The sequence below is a fragment of the Nocardia blacklockiae genome, assembly GCF_015477355.1.
Classification (GTDB): domain Bacteria; phylum Actinomycetota; class Actinomycetes; order Mycobacteriales; family Mycobacteriaceae; genus Nocardia; species Nocardia blacklockiae.
The window spans coordinates 281,546-301,397 of sequence record NZ_JADLRJ010000004.1; the positions used below are offsets into that span (position 1 = coordinate 281,546).

A 19,852-nucleotide genomic window follows, 5' to 3' on the forward strand; every position below is an offset into this window, starting at 1 on the left:
GATCGTGAGCTCCGGCCGTTTCCCGACGGCCGGTAGTTCTGGGTTGTCTCAGTGCACCTGTTCACAACGACTGGAGGGCAGTGCGGTGAATGCTGGGGAAGCACGAAGCCTGCAGCGCCGACAGTGAACGAACCAGTGCAGCCGTCGCCGGGCGCCGATACCGATCTCTGGCTGGCGCAATATCGCGACTGCGGCTGCGAACCCGTGGGATTGACGCCGGAGAAGGCACGATTCGTGCTGACTGTGCACGCCGGCCACGGTCCCGGATGCCATTTGTACCTCGCCGCGTCGGCGTATCTGAGCCGCCCGGTCGAGGTTCCGACCGACGCCGTCACGACCACGCCACACCGACGCGATTCGGTCACCCCCGCACACCATCGAGGAGGAAGCACCATGAGCAGTACCCTGTCCGGCACCGATTCGATACTCGATCAGCTGCGTGGATCCGGCTCACCACTGCATATCGTGATGGTCGCCCCGCCGTACTTCGAGGTGCCACCGGCCGGCTACGGCGGCGTCGAGGCTGTGGTCGCACAACTCGCCGACGCTCTCGTCGACTGCGGGCATCGGGTCACGCTGCTCGGGGCGGGTCGCCCGGGGACCAAGGCCGATTTCGTGCCGGTGTGGGACGACATTCTCTCCGACCGGCTCGGCGAGCCTTTCCCGGAGGTCCTCAACGCACTCAAGGTGCGGCGCGTGGTCACCGAGATCGCGCAGAAGGACCGGATAGACATCGTGCACGACCACACTTTCGCGGGACCATTGAACGCGCCGATGTACAAAGCGCTCGGAATTCCGACCGTGGTCACCGTGCACGGACCGGTCGACGGCGATCCGGGCGAATATTATCGGGCGCTCGGGGACACCGCTCACCTGGTCGCCATCAGCGACCGGCAGCGCAGCCTGGCGACCGAGTTGAATTGGCTCGGCCGGGTGTACAACTCGATTCGTCCGAGCGAATTCCCGTTCCAGCCGGAGAAGCAGGACTTCGGCCTGTTCCTGGGCCGCTACGCCCCGTACAAGGGCCCTGATCTGGCGCTCGAGGCGGCACATGCCGCAGGAATTCCGCTCGTGCTGGCGGCGAAGATGAACGAGCCGCCGGAAAAGGCGTATTTCGAACGTTCGGTGCGGCCGCTATTGACCGATCGGGATCTCGTTTTCGGTGAGGCCGACTCGGTTGCCAAGAAGCTGCTGCTTTCCCAGGCGCGCTGCCTGCTGTTCCCGATTCGGTGGGAAGAGCCGTTCGGCATCGTCATGATCGAGGCGATGGCCTGCGGCACACCGGTGGTGGCGCTGCGCGGCGGCGCCGTCGACGAGGTCGTCGAGCACGGCGTCACCGGCATCGTCTGCGACGATCCGGCCGAGCTGCCCGCGGCCATCGCGGCGTCGGCCGATCTCGACCCGGCCGCGTGCCGCCAGCGCGTGCTGGAGCGCTTCTCCAGTGAGCACCTCGGCGCGGGCTACGAGGCGGTCTACTACGCCGCCCTCGAATCCGCGGACCTGCCGCGCATCCCCGCCGCTATCGCCGCCGGGCGCCGGCGCGGCGGGCGCACCCTCTCGGTGGCCAGCAACGGCTGACCGCCGCGACGGTCTCGGCCGCGAGTACCGTGCGCGTCCGGGTCGGGAAACCGACCCGGGCGCGCGGTCGGGTAAATTCCGGCAAAACGGTCGGAGGGCTGTCGTGGAACGTCTGCCACACGCGATTCACGACGCAGTGACACAGACAGCTGTGCCCGCTCACAAGAATTGCCCCGGACACATTGTGGCGAAATTATTTTTTCTTCAACTATCAGTCGACTGATATCGCCGGGAGGCGCGGCCGGAATATCCGCCCGAAACTACTTACGCAATACCGATTGCCGGTACGCACGCGGGGACATCCCGCGCCAGCGGGTGAAGGCGTGGGTGAAGTTCGCGGTCTCGGCGTAGCCCAGGCGACGCGCCACATCCTCCACCGTCGCGGAGGTGCGCAGCAGCTCAGCGGCCTTGATCTCGCGCACGTTGTTGAGCAGGCCGCGGAAGGTGGCGCCCTCGTCGGCCAGCCGGCGGCGCAGTGTGCGCACGGTGACGTGCAACTCCGCGGCAATCTCGACCATCGACGGCATCCGGTCCGGGTCGCTGAGCAGCCGTTCGCGCACCTTCGCGGTCAACTGCCAGCTCGAGCCGAGCAACTGCCGCAGGGCCTCCCGGCACTGCCGCTCGATGGCCGAGGCGGTGCGCGAATCCGATTGCGGCATCGGGTGATCCAGGAAGGACCGGGGCAGCCGCACGAGATTGCGCGGACACTCGAAGGCCACCGGGTGCCGGTCGAACGGGGTGATGCCGGACAGCTCCGCACCGCGCTCGGCGGAGATCTGCATCTCGACGCCCAGGACCGGGATCTCCACGTCGAGCAACTCGCCGGCCATGAACACGAAGGCCACCTCCCGCTCGACGAAGAAGGCTCGCACGTCCGCGGGGATCTTGTCGCCGTCGACGACGATCGCGACCTCGTCGCCGCGGTCCTCGAGCGAGTAGCGGGCCGCGACGGAGACCAGGTCCTGGTAGCGGACCGTGATCGACAGAACGTCCCCGATGGTGGGGCTCACCAGCGCCGCGAGACCCACCATGCCGCCCTTGCCGATGGTGGCGTGGCGCGCGGTCTGCACGCCCAGGCCGGGCACGTCGCCGAGGTGGCCGAGCAGATTTCTGGCAACATCGAATTCCTGATCCGGCCAGATTTCCGCATTCTCGTCGTCCAGGACGTCGGGAGATATTCCTGTCCCAGTCAATAACAATGTTTCGTCCAGACCGTGCGCCTGCCCGACACTGACCATCATCCGCACGCTGACGCTGCTGTGAGGTAGCACGCCGGGCGGTACACCGAACGAAACCACTGTCCGAAATTACCAATAATCCGTCCCGTCGGCACATTCTTTCGAAAGGAAACGCTGAATAGTCTCGACGACACCGGCAGCCGCCGCCCGGCAGGGCGGCCCGCCGAAGGGTTTCCGGTATCGAGAAAGAGGCCTCCGACGTGGACATGTTCAGTACCTGCTGGATCGAGCCCCTCCAGCTGACACCCCAGAAGGCCCACGCCATCATGCAGATGCATCTGACCTGCCGCACCGAGGAGTGTCCACGCCGCCGGGCCGCGGTGCGGACCCTGGTCGAGGCCGGACGCCTGGTTCCCGACTCCTCGCGGGTGCGCTGACCCGGGGGCCGCTCAGTCGAGCGCGCGCCAGCGCCAGGTCATCTCGGCCGCAAGCGGCTCCTGCGGCGTGACCGTGCACGGATCGGTGTTGAGCCCGTTCGGCGGGCCGGATTGTGGTTCGACACAGACCGTCTCGGCCGGGAGGTCGTACACCACCACCCACCGCAGCGGGCTGGCGACGACTAATTCGAGGGCGCCCGGCCAGGTGAGCGTCACCTGCACGCCGTCGGGCATGGCGAAGCAGTCGTCCCACGGGCCCGGGAGCGGTGCGATGCGATTGCCGTCGGGCAGGTAGTCCGCGCCGCGTTCCTCCTGCCAGGCGGGCGCGAAGTCGATCTGCACCGCCGGGCCGTCCGGTGTCAGGCGGCGCCGGAACCACGGGTGCCAGCCGACCTGCGCCGGGAAGGGGTGCTCGGCCGCCTCGACGCTCATCCGGAAGGAGGCCGAGTCAGCGGCCAGTTCGAAGCTCTGCGTCACTCGTCCGGCGAACGGCCACGGGTCGCGGAGTTCCTGTGCGAGAACGACTTCGGTGTCGCTGTGGGTCACGACCCGCCACGGGTGGTCGCGCACGGTGCCGTGGATGGCATGCGGTTCGGCGTTGCGCGGTAGTTGGTAGGTGCGGCCCTCCCAGTCCAGCACCCCGTCGCGCAGGCGACCGCACCACGGGGCCATGGGAAAACTGCCGAAACGCTCGCCGGTGCGCAGTACGTCGAGTGCGCCGACGCGGAAGCTCGCGACGCGGCCCGTGCCGGCGTTCACCGCCAGCCGCGCGGCACCGGCAACCAGGTCCAGGATCTCGTCGGCCATCCCCGCCTCCTCGCTTCGACAGCGGGCTGCGCTTTCCGCCCGGCTCGTCCAGCATGGCACAGCGGGGTGACAGGCCCGGGCGGCCGGTTTACCGGTCGGCGGCCCAGGCGTCGGTCCAGCGGCGGGCGATGCGGGTGGCGCGGGCGGTGGGCATGCGGTCGGGTTCGGTCAGGATCGCGATCGTCAGGCCGTCCAGCAGGGCCAGCAATTCGGCTGCGGCGTCGGGATTCTCGTCGGCGCGGGCCGGGTGCACGGCGGCCAGGGCGCGGGCGAGGATGTCCTCGGTGCGCTGCCACTGGCCGCGGTGCAGCGCGGCGATCTCGGGGTCGTGGGCGGCGCGGGCCGCGAGCGCGAGCCAGACGCGGGCCAAGATGTCGTCGGCGGCGGGGGCGATGAGCAGATCGGTCAGGCGGTGCAGGCGGTCGAGCGGCGGCAGGTCGGCGACGCCGGACTCGAGGAAGCGGCGGGTCGCCTCGTCCCGGACGTGCTCCCACACCTTCAGCAGCAGGTCGTTCTTGGTCGAGAAGTAGTACTGCACCGTCCCGATCGACACGCCCGCGCGGGCGGCCAAAGTGCGGATGCTGACACCCTCGATGCCGTCCTCGGCGATCACCTCGGCCAGCCGGTCCAGCAGCGCGCGGCGGCGGTCGGTGGCCTCGGCGGTCGGTGCCGCCTGCCTAGCGCCCATCGCGCCGACTCCTCTCCGGCCGGTTGCGATCCTGATAGTAGCGCCACGCCGCCGCGCCGAGTTGCCGTGCCACGGCGACCGGTTCGCGGCGACCGTCGCCGGTCGGCCGGTCCGCCACGGCCGCGAAGAACAACAGCAGAATCCCGATGCCGCCGACGCCGAAGTAGACGGTGTCGCCCAGCAGCCCCACGATCATGCGCGCCGATTCGTGCTCCTCCCCCGCCAGCGCGGGCATGATCGCGCCGAGTTGCAGCCACCGCAGAGCCTCCGCGACCAGCCACGCCGCTGCCGCCGCGACCGTCGCCCACCCCGCGACCCGGTACCGCCGGGCCCAGCGCACACCGCACGCCATCGACGCGACGGCCAGCACCACGACCACGACCTCACTCGCCCCGAACAGCGCCGGCCCGGCCATCAACGCACCGCCCGGTCGACACGCGGCCGCCGCGCGATGGCCACCAGCAGCAGCGCCCAGGCCAGCGCCACCAGCAGATTGCGCACTCCCGCACCGAATTCCATGCGCTCGGTGATCCCCTCCGCACCCCCGCCGCCGAACCACATCGCCCGCCCGGTCACCACCCCGACGGCCGATCCCACTACCGCCACCGCGGCCGCCGCCATCGCATACCGAAACGCCGTCCCCATCCGCCGCCGGTAGTACAACACCATCGCCACCCCCACAAGCGGGGCACACAACCCCACGAGCTCGACCAGCCGCAACATGAACCACTCCCTTCATACGTTCGTATTGCAAAGATAGGAAACCGTCGTCCCCACTGTCAATACAGTCGTATGAATCTGCTGGTGAGATGGCCTATCGAGCCCGCAACCCGACCAAGTGGCCTGCCGAAGTAGAAGGCGAAAACGCACGGCCCTGCCGACGCGGCACGCAATCCGAACCGAACGCACTGCCCTGCCGAAACGGCACACGATCCGAGTCGACGCACCGGCCCAGCCGAGGCAGCATGCGGCACGAGCAGTGACGTAGCCAGTTGTGCGGTGGATGGGGAGCGCGGAATGCGCCCTGGGGGCTATTCGCCTGCGGCGCGGCGGATCTCGCCGCCGGCGGCGCGATTGCGGGTGGCGCGGGCGGCCGCGGCGTCGAAGGTTTCCAGGTGGTCGAAGGCGGCGTCCTCGTCGTCGACGTCGAGCACGACCGCGCGGCGGCGCAGGACGCGGGCGGCGTCGCGGTCGAGGGTGGCGCGGTCCTCGCGGGCCTGGCGGGTGTCGGCGACGCGGTCCGGGTGCTGCCGGTCGCGGGACAGGCGCGCGGCGCGGCGGCGGCGGATCTCCTCCTCCATGCGCACCTGGCGGCGTAGGTAGCCCAGGTAGGTGCCCAGCACCAGCACCGACAGCGCGCACCCCCACCACAGCATCGGCGCGACGGCGAACGCGAAGGCGCCGAACATCAACGCGCTCAGCACCAATCCGAGCGCGGTGCGCTGCCGGAACCGGTAGCGCATCCGGCGCGCCATCGCGTCGGACTCCGGATCGTAACCGCCGCGGCCGCGCCTGCTCGGCACGTAATCCGCGGCGTCGGAATCGGTTTCGGCCGGCTCCGGTAGCAGCGCCGGGTCCGCGGAGCGGGCCGGGGGGATGCGCGCCATGGCCGGGGCGCGGTCGTCGGCGGCGTCTTCGTCGTAGCCGGAGTCGACGGGCTCGGCGGCGTCGTAACCGGGTTCGTCGTCGCGAGCTTCGGCGTAATCGCCTGTGCCACGACCGGATTCCGCGTAACCGTCTGCGTCACGACCGGATTCAGCGTAATCGCCTGCGTCACGACCGGATTCAGCGTAATCGCCTGCGTCACGGCGGGATCTGGCGTAATCGCCTGCGTCACGGCGGGATTCGCCGTAGTCGTCCGTACGATCGGCGTCCGGGTCGTCGATGTCGTCCCGCGCGCCCAGCGCGGAGTCATCGGCCGCGGCGACGTCGCCGTCCGTCTCGGCCGTCTCGGCGTCGTCGACCTCGGTGGTCTCGGCCTCGAGGATGTCGCTGTCGTCCTCGGCCCGCGCGGGCTCGGGATCGCGGTCGCGGGCGGTCTCGTCGTCGTGCTCGGTGACGGTCTCATCGGCCGATGTCGTCATCCGATCCTCCGCATCATCGCCTAGGGAAAGCTTTCTGTGCACGCGGGTCGGTACCCAGTCCGGGTCGGATTCGTGCCCGGCGGCCGGGCCGTTCTTCATACGTCGCTTGGTGCCGCCGCGATGCAGCACCCGGGTGGCCAGCGCGGCGTCCGTGGTCCGCCGGATGCGCGGGTGCCGGTCGGCGAGCATCGGGAACAGCACGAAGACCCAGAGCACGACCAGACCGACCCACAAGATCGAATTCGGCATCGCGCTCACACCTCCGTCCCCGCCTGGCTGTTGTCCCTTCGACGGCTGTCACCTCGGCACCGCCGCAGCGCCCCGTGGCCGCGCCGGTTATACCGCCGCCCCGTCGGGTCACTTCGCCGGCTCCCTTCCGGTAGCACGGAACGCACCACCGACGTCCGTAGGCTAGTGCCGTGCCACAGGAATATCCCGCAGGCGCGCCGCCCACACCAGTCACACGGGTAACACAAAGGAAATTACGGGAAGGTGGCGCGGCCCGCTCGGACCAGGCGGTCGACCACCGTGGTGGTGATCTCCTCCGCGGTGATCGCCACGAGTAGGTGGTCGCGCCAGGAGCCGTCGACGTCGAGGTAGCGGCGGAGCAGGCCCTCCTCGCGGAAGCCGACGTTGCGGAGCACGGCCTGGCTGGGCAGATTCTCGGGGCGGACGGTGGCTTCCACGCGATGCAGGCCGACGGGCCCGAAGCAGTGGTCCAGGCCCAGCGCGAGGGCGGCGGTGGCGACGCCCTGGCCGCCGACGTCCTTGGCGACCCAATAGCCGATCCACGCCGAGCGCAGCGCGCCGCGCACGATATTGCCGATGGTGAGTTGCCCGGCGAACGACCCGTCCACCTCGATCACCAGCGGGATCATCGCCCCGCGGCGCGCCTCGGCCTTGAGGCTCGACCACAGCGACGGCCAATTGGACGGGTGGTTGCGCGCCTCCCACGAGCCGCGGCCGGTCGGCTCCCACGGCTCCAGATGCTCGCGGTCACGCACCCGGATGCGCGCCCACGCGGCGGCGTCGCGCAGGCGGATCGGGCGCAGCGTCACCCGGCCGCCGGCCACCCGCACCGGACCCAGGTGTGCGGGCCAGCCCGGATGCTGTGCCGTCCGGAACACGTTCATGTCCACATCTCACCCGCGCTGGGCGAGAAAGGCGACCGGAACCTCGTCACCGGTACGCACCTCGGTGACCTCCGGATCCAACACGATCAGACTGTTCGCCTCGGCCAGTGTCGACAACAGGTGCGAGGACCCGTTGCCGCCGAGCGGTTGCACCAGATACTCGCTCGTCTGCTCGTCGCGCATGAGCTGGGCCCGCAGGTAGCCGCGGCGGCCCGGCATCGACGCGATCGGCATGATGGTGCGCGCCCGCACCACCCGGCGCATCGGATGCCGCCGCCCGAGCGCTATGCGGATCAGCGGCCGCACCATCACCTCGAAAACCACCAGTGCCCCAACGGGATTCGACGGCAGCAGGAAGGTCGGCACCTCGTCGCGGCCGAGCCGGCCGAACCCCTGCACCGACCCGGGATGCATGGCGACCCGGGCGATCTCCAGCTCCCCCAGCCCGGCCAGCGCCTCGCGGATCTGCTCGGACGCCCACCCGCCGACCGCACCGGCGATCACCACCACCTCGGAACGGACCAGCTGGCCCTCCACCACATCGCGCAGCCGCCCCGGATCGGCGCTGACGATGCCCACCCGGTTCACGTCCGCACCCGCGTCGCGCGCGGCGGCGGCCAGCGCGTAGGAGTTCACGTCGTACACCTGCCCCGGCCCGGGCGTGCGATCGATGTCGACCAGCTCGCCGCCGATCGAGATCACCGACAGCCGCGGCCGCGGATGCACCAGCACCTTGTCCCGGCCCACCGCCGCCAGCAACCCGACCTGCGCGGCCCCGATGATGGTGCCCGCCCGCACCGCGATGTCGCCGGGCTGCACGTCGTCGCCGATGCGGCGCACGTAGTCGCCGGAACGCACGGGCTCGTATACCTTGAGCCGCACCCGCCCGCCGTCGGTGAAGTCCAGCGGCAGCACCGCGTCGGCGAGCGTCGGCAGCGGCGCGCCGGTGTCGACGCGCACGGTCTGGCGCGGCTGCAACCGGATCGGCTGACGCGACCCGGCGGCGACCTCGCCGACCACCGGCAGCGACAGGTCGATCGGCTCGCCCTCCTCGTCGCGGATATCGGCGCCCGCGCCCTGCACGTCGACGCTGCGCACGGCGTATCCGTCGATGGCCGCCTGGTCGAAACCCGGCAGCGGCCGCTCGGTGACGACGTCCTCGGCACACAGCAGACCCTGGGCCTCGGAGATCGCGACCCGGACGGGCCGCGGGGCGACGGCCGCCGCGGTCACCTTGATCTGCTGGTCCTCAACCGAGCGCATGCAGCCCTTCCCTCATAGTCCGGCGTCCCTGCGACCCCGCACGACGAGAAACCGAGCCGCACCCGTCACTCGGACGAGGTCAGCTGCGGATTCCAGTCGGGAGCGAGCCGGCGCTCCAGCCACTCACGCAGCGCGGGGCCGTATTCGTCTCGCTCCAAAGCGAAATCGACCGCAGCACGAAGATAACCGCCCGGGTTGCCCAGGTCGTGGCGCGACCCACGGTGCACCACCACATGAACCGGATGACCCTCGGCGATCAGCAGCGAGATGGCATCGGTGAGCTGCAATTCGCCGCCCGCGCCGGGCTCGATGCGGCGCAGCGCGTCGAAGATCGCGCGGTCGAGCAGGTACCGGCCGGCCGCGGCGTAGGTCGAGGGGGCGTCGGCCAGTTCGGGCTTCTCCACCATGCCCTTGACGCGCAGCACGTTCGGGTTCGCGGCGTCGGGGACCGTCGCCACGTCGAAGACGCCGTAGGCGCTCACCTGGTCCTTGGGCACGTCGATGGCGCACAGCACGGTGCCGCCGCGCTTGCGCCGCACCCGCGACATCACCTCCAGTACGCCGCTGGGCAGCACCAGGTCGTCGGGGAGCAGGACCGCGATCGCGTCCTCGTCGGCGTCGAGGACCTGCTCGGCCTGGGCGACCGCGTGGCCGAGGCCCAGCGGTTCCTCCTGCACGACCGAGGTGACGTCCAGCAGTCCCGGTGCCTTGCGCACCTTTTCGAGCAGCTGGAACTTGCCGCGCTCGGCGAGGGTGCTCTCCAGCATCAGGTCCTCGACGAAATGCGCGACCACGCCGTCCTTGCCCGGCGAGGTGACGATCACCAGCCGACCGGCCCCGGACTCGGCCGCCTCCGCGGCGACCAGCTCGATGCCGGGCGTGTCCACCACCGGCAGCAACTCCTTGGGCACCGTCTTGGTGGCGGGCAGGAACCGCGTTCCGAGCCCGGCCGCGGGCACCACCGCGGTGCGGAAACAGGCCTGTGCGGGCTGCGTCGCGCCCGTTCCGGCGTCAGCTGTCATGTGGCACACCCTATCCGTGCGAGTCGTCGGCCGGACCCGCTTGTACCGGGCCCGGCACCCGGAGAGCCTAAGCGTCGGCCGGATGAGGCGCCCGCCGACAACGATCCGTCGCCGGTGCGACGGAACGGGCGGGCAGGCGGCCGCGAACGCGGGCCGACGCCCGGCCCTGTGGTTGCACTGATACCCGCCGCGACCGGGCGGAAACCTCACCGCGCGCAAGATCACGCGCCGGGCGCGACCTATCGTGGTCGGGTGAACAGCGCTGGTCAGCGGGAAAAACAGGAGTGGCGTAGGGAATTGGCGGCGCGCCGGGCCGCCGTCGCCGCCCCGGTGCGCGCGGCCGAGGCGACCGCGCTGGCGGCGGGCGCGGCGGAGGTGGCGGCGCGCTGGGCGGTCGGCGCGTGGGTCGCGGCGTACGTGCCGGTGGGCGGCGAGCCCGGGTCGACGGCGCTGCTCGAGGCGCTGCGCGCGGCCGGTGCCCGGGTGCTGCTGCCGGTGACCGGCCCGCCCGGCCCGCTGGACTGGGCCGAGTACACCGGCACCGCCGGGCTGCGGCGCGCCCGCTACGGCCTGCTGGAGCCGGGCGGGCCGCGATTGTCCACGGCCGCAATCGAATCGGCGCGGGTGATCCTGGTCCCGGCGCTGGCCGTGGATCTCGACGGCGTCCGGCTGGGCCGCGGCGCGGGGTACTACGACCGCACCCTGCCCGCGGCGCGTCCCGACGCCCGGCTGATCGCCGTCGTGCGCGACGACGAGGTGGTACCGCGGCTGCCCGAGGAGCCGCACGACCGGCGGATGGGCTGGGCGCTGACGCCCGGCGGCGGTCTGCGGCGACTCGGCGAGCGCGGGAATTAACGCCGGATTGGCACTGTTGGCACTGTCGGCTGTAGAGTGCTAACGACGGAGACTGTGGAGGTTCCTGTGCCTACTTACTCGTATCAGTGCACGCAGTGTGGCGACAAGTTCGACATCGTGCAGTCGTTCTCGGACGATGCCCTGTCGACGTGCGAGAAGTGCGACGGCAAGCTGCGCAAGCTGTTCAATTCGGTCGGCATCGTCTTCAAGGGCAGCGGCTTCTACCGCACCGACAGCCGCAACGGTTCCTCGACCGCGAGCGAACCGGCCAAGTCCGACAGCTCGTCGTCGTCGGGTTCCTCGAACGGTTCCGATTCCGGCAGCAAGTCGTCGGACTCGTCGACGAGCTCCACGACCAGCACCGCGACCGCCAAGTCCGCGGTCGCCTGAGCGGACCTCGCCCCGGCGAGTTGTCCACAGCATCGTCGTTGTACACAGCCCGGCGGTGACCGGCTGATTTCCGGCGGGACGCGATCCCGCCCGCCGTAGCGTCCCGGTCATGAGACGACCGCACCGCACCGCCGACCTCGGCCGCACGCCGCGCTGGGACCGGATCACCCGGTTCCGGCCGGCCTGGGCCGACTCCACCCTCGTCCGCCGCGTGGTCGCGGCCGTTCTCGTCGTGCTCGCGGGCGTGCTGTACCTGCGCGGCGATCCCGACACGCGGCAGGTCGACATCGTCGTCGCCGCACACGATCTGACACCCGGACGGGTGCTGGATCCCGGCGACCTGCGCCGCGTCCCCCGCCCCGCCGGCACGGTCCCCGAGGGTGCCGTGCGCGATGCCGGTGCCGTGCTGGGCGCAACGGTCGCGGGCGCCGTGCGCGGCGGCGAGATCCTGACCGACCTGCGGGTGATCGGTCCGCGGCTGGCCGCCGCGACCGCCGGGCCCGATGCCCGCATCGTGCCGATTCGCTTGGCGGACAACGCCGTTGCCGAGATCCTGCGCCTCGGCGACCGGGTGGACGTGATCGCCGGGGCGGAGCCGGAGTCCGGCGGCGACCACGGTCCCGCGCCGCCCCGCACGCTCGCCACCGAGGCCGTCGTCGTGCTCGTCGCGGGAGCCGGGAAGACTCGCGGTTCCGACGAGCGGATCGTGCTCGTGGCCCTGGATCCGGCGCACGCCACCGCGGTGGCCGCCGCCTCGCTCGCCACCGCCCTGACCGTCGTCTTCCACTGACCGGCGCGCCGGACCTTCACAAAGTTCGCCGAACATTTGCCTCGGACTCGGATAGCATCCGGACTACTCGATCCGATCGCAGCCATCCACCGCGCCGTACGTCACTACCAGCGCTTCTCTCGGCGCACGGGGTCCGGTGATGAGACAGGAGCCGCAATGCTGAAGGGTTTCAAGGAGTTCCTGCTTCGCGGGAACGTGATCGACCTGGCGGTCGCGGTGGTGATGGGCACCGCCTTCGTCGCGATCGTCACGGCCTTCACGAACGGGATCATCAACCCGCTGCTGGCGCTGCTCGGCCAGCAGAACGAGCTGGGCTGGGGCATCCAGCTGGTGGACGACAAGCCGGCCACCTTCATCGCCCTCGGCCCGATCGTCACCGCCGCGATCAACTTCCTGATGATCGCCGCGATCCTGTACTTCGTGCTGGTGATGCCGGCCGCCCGGGCCAAGCGGCGCTGGGGCGCCGCCAACAAGGACGAGGCGAACGAGCTGGCACTGCTGACCGAGATCCGCGACCTGCTCGCCGAAGGCAGCAAGAGCGCCGGCGGCCGGCACGAGTCCTGAGAACGCGAATGAGCCCGGCGCCCACCGGCGCCGGGCCCATCACGACTCGAGGCGGCGCGATCAGCCGATGCTGAACGGCTGACCCCACACCGTCACCCAGCTGATGACGTTGTCGGTCTCGACCTCGACGCTCACGAACGAGCGCGCCTGCGCGTAGCCGCCGCAGCCGTTGAGGCCGATGGTCTCGTCGGACCAGGACACCGAGCCGTCGCTGCCCTTGAACTTGTTGCGCTTCTTGTGCGCCTCGTTGCCGTAGTCGTCGGCCTGCTCCAGGTCGAGCACGTAGAACGACTGCGCCTGGCCGGGTCCCAGGGTCAGGTCGCCGCCGCCGCTGCCCTTGACCGACGGGGTGACGTTGCCCTCGGTATCCCAGGACGCGCCGGCCTCCGGGCCGCCGTTGACGCCGCCGCCATCGATGTTGACCTGGCAGCCCACCACGTAGCCGGGGTAGATGCTGCCGCCGGTGGCGGAGGTGTCGCCGGAGATGTTCACGTGGGCGCTACCGGTGACCCAGGCGTTGCGGTGCACCGGGGTCGAGCCCATGGACGGGTTGATGTTCGCCGACTCGCCGTCGACCCAGATGTGCACGACGGTGCCGTCGGACAGGGTCTTGGTGAGGTCCGCGCCCGGCAGCGGGACGAAGGCGTCGGCGTCGGCGGCGCCGGTGGAGAAAAGGCCCAGGGCGGCGGTGGTGACAGCACCGATACCGGCCGCGCGAGCCACGGTCTTACGGATGTTCATAATGAAGGTCCCTCAATGAATCGCTTTACGCGGAAATGGTTTTGGCGGAATCGACCACGTCAGCCGATGGAGAACGGCTGCCCGTAGAGGGTGGTCTTCGAGTAGTGGTCACCGACGACCTCGACGACCGTGTACGACCGCGCCTGGGCATAACCCGCGCAATTCTGGATCTCGATCTCCGCGTCCTGGTACTCCACCGAGTAGCGGCCGGGCTTCGTGATGTCCTTGTAGTCGATCTGGACGAACTTCACGTCGCCGGGGCCCAGCTCCAGGCCGATGGAACCGCCGATGCTGGCATCGCTCATGCTCACGCCGCCGGAGATGCCGGCGGAGATCGCGTCGGAGCCGATGTTGACCTGGCAGCCGACGATGTAGCCGGTGTTGACCTGAGACGTGCCGTGCGTGGACGAGTTGTTCGTCCCGGGCGAATTGAGTGGGCCGTTGTTCGGGCCGACCTCCGTCTCGGGGGCATTCGGCACGTCGGCGCTGGCATTACCCGACACCCAGACTGTGCGACCAGCACCGTTGGCCGCCAGGGACGGTGAGATGGTGGCGTGCTCTCCGGTGCGGGTGATCACAACGCCATTGGGACCCAGCTTCTGACCGTCCGGCAACGGTACGAAGGTGTCGGCGTTGGCAGCACCGGTGGAGAAAAGGCCGATGGCCACGGCTGCCGCCGCGCCGATACCCGCGAAGCGGGCACCACGCCGCAGACCGATGGTGCGGTTCTCGCTCATACTTCCCCTCATCAGGTTCTAACGGTCAACCTCGACCATCGAGGTTGAAAAGCGGTCCCTTCGGGCCCAGCTCAGTTTGTCGCTGGTTTGTTGCCGCCGTGTAACCGACGCCAAATTTCCGGCAACGACAACCAACGGTCGGAACTGGGCTCTGTTCCGCTGAGGTCGGCGCCGGCACGCCTTCCTCAAGCCGTTGGGATCCGCAGGTGTAGCAGCCCAAAGTGGGACATTAAACGCACTTGCATCTACCTGACAACGTAAGGCCCTGTAAACATGATGTGATCTGGATCACACAGCAATGCCAGACATATCACTCTTTACGCATAAATGCTGTGAGCGCTCGCAATCGGAGGGGTGGCGCTGCGATGGCGCATTCGAGACGTCGTGATAGCACCGTGATGCGCGACGTCAGCCGTGATGAGGCGGCACCTGTGAGCGCAACCAGTCGTCGGCCGCGCCCGGGCGCTCGCCGTCGGGCGAGCGCTCGTCACTGGATGTTTGCGGAAGGGTTTCGCCGAAGATGCGGGCCAGCCGCGCGGCGTCGGATTCGGAACGCACGCGACCCCGCGTCGGACCGGTGGAACGGTCCGGGCGCGGGGTCGGCTCGTCGGCGCGCGGGGTCTCGCTCACTCGTCCAATCCGGACAGCTCGTCGATGACCCGGGCGGCCAAGGGGGTCAGTGTGGCCATGCCGTCGCGGACCGCGGCGCGGGTGCCCGGCAGATTCACCACCAGCGTGCTGCCGGAGACGCCGGCCAGCCCGCGCGAGAGGCCCGCGTCCAGCGAGCCCGCAGCCAGCCCGGAGGAGCGCAGCGCCTCGCTGATGCCCGGCAGCTCGCGGTCCAGCACCTCGGAGGTGACCTCCGGGGTCACGTCGCGCGGGGACATGCCGGTGCCGCCGACCGAGATCACCAGGTCGACGCCGCCGATCACCGCGGTGTTCAGCGCGTTGCGGATCTCCACCTCGTCGTTGGCCACCAAAACGGTGGCGTCCACCAGGAATCCGGCCTCGGTGAGCAGCTCGGTCACCAGCGGCCCCAACGAATCCACCCCGCCGTGCGCGGTTCGGTCGTCGACGACCACGACGAGTGCACGGCCAGCCACAGCGGCATCCATTTCCATGCTGCTCACCGTAGCGTCCAGCTGTGACATCGGCGCAGTGTCCCCGGGGCGCGGGCGGCGGTCGTCCAGCACGGTGACCGGGCGCGGGCGGCGCATCATCGGCCACCCTCCGCGGGCGCCGCGGCGAGGGTCACTTCGACCGTCTTGGGGTTCTGGCCTTTGTCATCGGTGTAGGTGATCTTCACCTTGTCTCCGGGTTGATGCGAACGGATGGCGGCGACCAGGGCATTGCCCGAGTCGATGACCTGATTGTCGACCTTGGTGACGACCGTGTTCGGCGGGATGCCGGCCTTGGCCGCCGGGCCGTCGGGGGTCACGTCGAGCACGCGAGCGCCGTTGAGATCGTCGGCCGGGCGCACCGACAGGCCGACCTGGGCGTAGGTGGCGTGACCGGTCTTGATCAGCTGGTCGGCGACGCGACGGGCCTGGTCGACCGGGATGGCGAAGCCGAGGCCGATCGAACCGCTCTGCTGGCCGCCGGCCTCGGCAGCGCCCAGCGTGGCGATCGCGGTGTTGATGCCGATGAGGTTGCCGTTCATGTCGACCAGCGCGCCGCCGGAGTTGCCCGGGTTGATCGGGGCGTCGGTCTGCACCGCCGAGATCACCGAACCCGTCTGTCCCTGGCTCTGTTCGCCACTGGTGGACACCGGCCGGTTGAGCGCCGAGACGATGCCGGTGGTCACCGTGCCGGCGAGGCCGAGCGGCGAGCCGATCGCCACGACCGACTGCCCGACCTGCAGCGACTGCGAAGCGCCCAGCTCGATCGGCGTCAGCCCCGTCTTGTCGGCCTTGATGACCGCCAGGTCCGACACCGGGTCGAGTCCGACGACGGTGGCGGCGGCGACGCTGCCGTCGTTGAACTGCACCTGGATCTTGGCGTTCGGCCCGGCGCCGCTGGCCACGTGGTTGTTGGTGAGGATCATCCCGTCCGAGGACAGCACCACGCCCGAGCCCTCGCCCTCGGCGCGCGCGCCGGCGACGCGGATCATCACGACGCTGGGCAGCACCTTCTGCGCCACCGCGGGCACGGTCCCGGCGGGCGCGTTGGCGACCGGCTGACCGGCCTTGGGCGACGGGGCGTCCAGCGCGTTGACCGCCGTCGAGCCGCTGTCCCCGGAATCGGTCACCAGCGCACCGACCGCACCACCCACGCCGCCACTCACCAACGCCAGCGCCACGGCACCGGCGAGCAGACCGGCCCGGCCGCGCGGGCGCGGCGCGGTCGCGGCATACGCGCCCGGCTGCCCCGGCCCGAAAGGCGGCTGCCCCGGCCCACCGGGCGCCTGCTCCGAACCGAACGGCGGCTGCCCCGAACCTCCGGCCGCCTGCTCCGAACCGAACGGCGACTGACCAGGCCCCGCGGCCGACGGACCGTACTGGGAGGAACTCGACTCTCCGGCCGCACCCGCGACACCGGACGTCTGGCCGAAGTCGCCTCCCGCACCCGCGACACCGGACGCCTGGCCGAACTCGCCTCCCGAACCCGGCGCACCGGCCGACGGACCGAACTGTCCTGCGGCACCCGAGCCGCCCGGCACCTGGCCGAACTCCCCGGTCGAACTCGGGTCCTGCCCCGGCTGCGGCGGCGGGGCGGTGGGCTGCGGGGCGGGCGGGTAGGCGCCCAGCTGCGCGGTGACGGCCTCGGAATTCGGGTCCTGCCCGGCGTAGGGCCCGGAGCTGACATAAGGACCGGGCGCGGCCCACGGATTCGGCTGCGGCCCATAGGGACCGCCCAGCGGCTGCCCGGGCGGCGGCTGCAACTGCCCCGCCGCAGACTGCGCGGCGGCCTCGTGCCCCGCCGCCGACTGTTCCCCGTGCCCGGCCGCGGTGGGCCCCGCCGCCGACTGCGCGTCGGTCCCGTGCCCGGCCGCGGTCGCCCCTGCCGTCGACTGCGCGTCGGTCCCGTGCCCGGCCGCGGACTGCCCGAACGCCGACTGCGCGGGAGCCCCGCCCGCGGCGGGCGCGCCGTGCTCGGCACCTGGTTCGCCGGACGCCGCCGCGGGGCGTTCCGCGCCCTGCGCTGCCGCCGGCTCGTCCCGCCTGTCCTTCGAATCCTCGGTCATTTCTCTCGTTTCTCCTCGAGTCTGTCGCCCAGCTTGGTGACAAGGACTGAGAGCGGACTGAGACCGCGCTATCAGTTCTCCGTGACTGTGCCCGCTCGCTCAGCTCACGGGTGGCGTACCCTCGCCCGGCAGCACGATACGGATCAGCGCGCCGCCGCGCTCGGATGTGTCGATTGTGATGGTTCCGCCGTGCTTGGTCACGACCTGTTTGACGATGGCGAGTCCCAGCCCCGATCCGGGCATCGACCGCGACGCCGTGGTGCGATAGAAACGCTCGAAAACCAGCTCGCGTTCGTCGGGCGGAATTCCCGGGCCCGCGTCGTCGACCGCGAATTCCAGTAGCCCGGGCCCGGTTTCGCGCATACTCACCCGGACCTGCGCCCCGACCGGGCTCCATTTCGCCGCATTGTCCAGCACATTGAGAATCGCCCGCTCCAGCCCGGCCTCGTGGCCGTAGACGAACCACGGTCGCAATTCGGCCGCGAATTCGATGCCGCTGCGGCGCCGGCGGGCGCGCTCCAGGGCCCGCTCGGCCACCTCACCCAGGTCCACCCGTTCGTAGACGGTCTCCGGCGCGTCCTCGCGGGCCAGGTCCACCAGATCGCCGACCAGCGTGGACAGTTCCTCGATCTGGGCCATCACGTCCGCGCGCAGCTCGGCCATGTCCTGTTCGGGAATCGGCGGCGCGCCCGGACGCTGGGAGGCGATCAGCAGTTCCATATTCGTGCGCAGCGAGGTGAGGGGGGTGCGCAGTTCGTGGCCGGCGTCGGCGACCAGGCGGCGCTGCCGCTCCCGGGATTCCGCGAGTGCGCGCAGCATGGTGTTGAAACTTTCGGTGAGCCGGGCCAATTCGTCGTCGCCGGTCACGGGGATGGGGGTCAGGTCGTCGGTGCGCGCGATGCGCTCGGTGGCCGCGGTCAGCCGGGCGACGGGCCGTAACCCGGTGCGGCCGACCGCGGTTCCGGCCGCGGCGGCCACCACCACGCCGCAGCCGCCGACCACGAACAACAGCCAGGCCAGCCGGTCGAGCACCTGCCGCGTCGGCTGTAATCGCTGCGAGATGATCAGCGTCGCACCGGTTTTCATGCGCTCGGCGAGGACGCGCTGATTGCCGTAGGTGCGCAGCGAGGAGGTGGACTTGCCGTGCGCCACCGCCAGCTCCGGTTCGCCGATCGGCGGAAGGGTCTGCTGCGGCGGCACATACGCCTGCTCCGGGTCCGGATAGATCAGCGCGACGCCGATGTCGTTGGAGTACAGACTGGCGAACTGGAGCACCGGCATCACGCCGTAGGCGTCGAAGTTGTTGGCGATCATCGCCTCCGCGCGCGCCCGCAGCTGGTTGTCCACATCCGCGTACAGCGCGCGGGCGACCATGGCGTAGGCCGCGATCGAGGTGACCGCCACCGCGACCGCGACCACCGAGGCGGCCAGCAGCGTCACCCGCCAGCGCAGGGACACCGAGCGGGTCAGCGGCATCGGCGGCCGCAGCTCGTGCGCGTCGGTCCCCGGCCGCAGTCCGGCGACGACCGGCCGGCGCGGAACTGTTCTCGCCACAACTACGGCACTCCTACGGCGGCGTCTCGCGCAGCACGTAGCCGACGCCGCGCACGGTGTGGATGAGCCGGGGTTCGTTCTCGGCCTCGGTCTTGCGCCGCAGGTAACCGATGTAGACCTCGAGCGCGTTGCCCGAGGTCGGGAAGTCGTAGCCCCACACCTCCTCGAGGATGCGGCTGCGGGTCAGCACCCGGCGCGGGTTGGCCATCAGCATCTCCAGCAGCGAGAACTCGGTGCGGGTCAGGCTGATCGAGCGGTCGCCGCGGGAGACCTCCCTGGTCACCGGGTCCAGCGAGAGATCGGCGAACCGCATCGCCTCCGAGGAGTCGGCGCCCGCGTCGGCGGCGGTGCGGCGCAGCAGCGCACGCAGCCGGGCCAGCAGTTCCTCCAGCGCGAACGGCTTGGGCAGGTAGTCGTCGGCGCCGGCGTCGAGGCCGGCCACCCGCTCGGAGACCGAATCGCGCGCGGTGAGAACGAGAATCGGCAGATCGTCACCCGTGCTGCGCAGCCGGCGGCACACCTCGAGGCCGTCCAGGCGGGGCATCATCACGTCGAGCACCAGGGCGTCGGGGCGCTGGACGCCCACCCGGTCCAGGGCGTCGACCCCGTCGACGGCCAGATCGACGGAGTAGCCGTTGAAGGTGAGCGAACGACGCAGCGATTCGCGCACCGCCCGATCGTCATCGACTACCAGAATGCGCATGGCCACCAGTTTGACCGTACCGACTGAGAGTCGACTGAGAAGCAAACCCGCGACACGCCGGGTCATACTGCGACGATGTCTTATTGCCGCACCGGCGGGCCGCGAACGGCCGTCCCGAGCGCCCCGAAACATATTGTGGTCAGC

22 protein-coding genes are annotated in these 19,852 nt (G+C 70.5%); 6 read left to right on the plus strand and 16 right to left on the minus strand.

Annotation, left to right across the window (positions count from 1 at the left end; translation table 11 throughout):
• Window positions 1-405: 405 nt before the first annotated feature.
• On the plus strand, window positions 406-1,578 hold the full coding sequence (locus tag IU476_RS14290; protein ID WP_438944019.1) for a glycosyltransferase family 4 protein: 1,173 nt from the start codon (window positions 406-408) through the stop codon (window positions 1,576-1,578).
• Between the two features lie 260 nt (window positions 1,579-1,838).
• Here IU476_RS14290 and IU476_RS14295 read toward each other — a convergent pair whose 3' ends face one another.
• On the minus strand, window positions 1,839-2,819 hold the full coding sequence (locus tag IU476_RS14295; RefSeq protein ID WP_195100320.1) for an AraC family transcriptional regulator: 981 nt from the start codon (window positions 2,817-2,819) through the stop codon (window positions 1,839-1,841).
• A gap of 197 nt (window positions 2,820-3,016) precedes the next feature.
• Between IU476_RS14295 and IU476_RS14300 the strand changes: the two genes are divergently transcribed.
• Complete coding sequence (locus IU476_RS14300; protein ID WP_195101042.1) at window positions 3,017-3,193, plus strand: hypothetical protein; 177 nt, start codon at window positions 3,017-3,019, stop codon at window positions 3,191-3,193.
• 12 nt (window positions 3,194-3,205) lie between these two features.
• Here the strand turns inward: IU476_RS14300 and IU476_RS14305 are convergent, their stop codons facing one another.
• The 8 genes from IU476_RS14305 to IU476_RS14340 form a co-directional block, all read right to left on the minus strand.
• Window positions 3,206-4,000 (minus strand): aldose epimerase family protein, encoded by a 795-nt coding sequence (locus IU476_RS14305; protein WP_195100321.1) that lies wholly within the window; start codon window positions 3,998-4,000, stop codon window positions 3,206-3,208.
• An 88-nt stretch (window positions 4,001-4,088) separates the two neighbouring features.
• Window positions 4,089-4,688: a TetR/AcrR family transcriptional regulator gene (locus tag IU476_RS14310; RefSeq protein WP_195100322.1), complete on the minus strand. Its 600-nt coding sequence runs from the start codon at window positions 4,686-4,688 to the stop codon at window positions 4,089-4,091.
• The gene (locus IU476_RS14315; RefSeq protein WP_195100323.1) at window positions 4,678-5,103 is read right to left on the minus strand and encodes a hypothetical protein; all 426 of its coding nucleotides are present in this window, start codon (window positions 5,101-5,103) and stop codon (window positions 4,678-4,680) included. The genes IU476_RS14310 and IU476_RS14315 overlap by 11 nt, the downstream gene beginning before the upstream one ends.
• Window positions 5,103-5,411, minus strand: a complete 309-nt coding sequence (locus IU476_RS14320) for a hypothetical protein (protein WP_195100324.1) — start codon at window positions 5,409-5,411, stop codon at window positions 5,103-5,105. Before IU476_RS14320 ends, IU476_RS14315 begins: the two co-directional genes overlap by 1 nt.
• A gap of 308 nt (window positions 5,412-5,719) precedes the next feature.
• Window positions 5,720-7,021, minus strand: a complete 1,302-nt coding sequence (gene sepX, locus IU476_RS14325) for a divisome protein SepX/GlpR (protein ID WP_195100325.1) — start codon at window positions 7,019-7,021, stop codon at window positions 5,720-5,722.
• 233 nt (window positions 7,022-7,254) lie between these two features.
• Entirely contained in the window at window positions 7,255-7,905 is a 651-nt protein-coding gene (locus IU476_RS14330; protein ID WP_195100327.1) for a GNAT family N-acetyltransferase, read from the minus strand.
• 9 nt (window positions 7,906-7,914) lie between these two features.
• Window positions 7,915-9,168 carry a molybdotransferase-like divisome protein Glp gene (gene glp / locus IU476_RS14335; RefSeq protein ID WP_195100329.1) on the minus strand — a complete coding sequence of 418 codons (1,254 nt, stop codon included), beginning with the start codon at window positions 9,166-9,168 and terminating at the stop codon, window positions 7,915-7,917.
• A 65-nt stretch (window positions 9,169-9,233) separates the two neighbouring features.
• On the minus strand, window positions 9,234-10,190 hold the full coding sequence (locus IU476_RS14340) for a UTP--glucose-1-phosphate uridylyltransferase (protein ID WP_195100330.1): 957 nt from the start codon (window positions 10,188-10,190) through the stop codon (window positions 9,234-9,236).
• Window positions 10,191-10,442: 252 nt separating this feature from the next.
• Here IU476_RS14340 and IU476_RS14345 point away from each other — a divergent pair, with 252 nt between their 5' ends.
• From IU476_RS14345 to mscL, 4 genes are all read left to right on the plus strand, one after another.
• Window positions 10,443-11,045, plus strand: a complete 603-nt coding sequence (locus tag IU476_RS14345; protein ID WP_195100331.1) for a 5-formyltetrahydrofolate cyclo-ligase — start codon at window positions 10,443-10,445, stop codon at window positions 11,043-11,045.
• Between the two features lie 66 nt (window positions 11,046-11,111).
• The gene (locus IU476_RS14350; RefSeq protein WP_195100332.1) at window positions 11,112-11,435 is read left to right on the plus strand and encodes an FmdB family zinc ribbon protein; all 324 of its coding nucleotides are present in this window, start codon (window positions 11,112-11,114) and stop codon (window positions 11,433-11,435) included.
• Window positions 11,436-11,544: 109 nt separating this feature from the next.
• Window positions 11,545-12,225, plus strand: a complete 681-nt coding sequence (locus IU476_RS14355; RefSeq protein WP_195100333.1) for an SAF domain-containing protein — start codon at window positions 11,545-11,547, stop codon at window positions 12,223-12,225.
• Window positions 12,226-12,381: 156 nt separating this feature from the next.
• The gene (mscL, locus tag IU476_RS14360; protein ID WP_195100334.1) at window positions 12,382-12,789 is read left to right on the plus strand and encodes a large conductance mechanosensitive channel protein MscL; all 408 of its coding nucleotides are present in this window, start codon (window positions 12,382-12,384) and stop codon (window positions 12,787-12,789) included.
• 60 nt (window positions 12,790-12,849) lie between these two features.
• On the opposite strand, the gene IU476_RS14365 is transcribed toward mscL, so the two are convergent.
• From IU476_RS14365 to IU476_RS14395, 7 genes are all read right to left on the minus strand, one after another.
• The gene (locus IU476_RS14365) at window positions 12,850-13,530 is read right to left on the minus strand and encodes an MspA family porin (RefSeq protein WP_195100335.1); all 681 of its coding nucleotides are present in this window, start codon (window positions 13,528-13,530) and stop codon (window positions 12,850-12,852) included.
• Window positions 13,531-13,589: 59 nt separating this feature from the next.
• Window positions 13,590-14,267 carry an MspA family porin gene (locus IU476_RS14370; protein ID WP_195100337.1) on the minus strand — a complete coding sequence of 226 codons (678 nt, stop codon included), beginning with the start codon at window positions 14,265-14,267 and terminating at the stop codon, window positions 13,590-13,592.
• A 408-nt stretch (window positions 14,268-14,675) separates the two neighbouring features.
• Window positions 14,676-14,897: a hypothetical protein gene (locus IU476_RS14375; RefSeq protein ID WP_195101044.1), complete on the minus strand. Its 222-nt coding sequence runs from the start codon at window positions 14,895-14,897 to the stop codon at window positions 14,676-14,678.
• Entirely contained in the window at window positions 14,894-15,388 is a 495-nt protein-coding gene (locus IU476_RS14380; RefSeq protein WP_195100987.1) for a MogA/MoaB family molybdenum cofactor biosynthesis protein, read from the minus strand. The genes IU476_RS14375 and IU476_RS14380 overlap by 4 nt, the downstream gene beginning before the upstream one ends.
• Before the next feature lie 95 nt (window positions 15,389-15,483).
• Window positions 15,484-16,926 carry a trypsin-like peptidase domain-containing protein gene (locus IU476_RS14385; protein WP_324194080.1) on the minus strand — a complete coding sequence of 481 codons (1,443 nt, stop codon included), beginning with the start codon at window positions 16,924-16,926 and terminating at the stop codon, window positions 15,484-15,486.
• A gap of 624 nt (window positions 16,927-17,550) precedes the next feature.
• Entirely contained in the window at window positions 17,551-18,927 is a 1,377-nt protein-coding gene (locus tag IU476_RS14390) for a HAMP domain-containing sensor histidine kinase (protein WP_195100990.1), read from the minus strand.
• Window positions 18,928-19,018: 91 nt separating this feature from the next.
• Window positions 19,019-19,708, minus strand: a complete 690-nt coding sequence (locus IU476_RS14395; protein ID WP_195100341.1) for a response regulator transcription factor — start codon at window positions 19,706-19,708, stop codon at window positions 19,019-19,021.
• Window positions 19,709-19,852 lie beyond the last annotated feature (144 nt).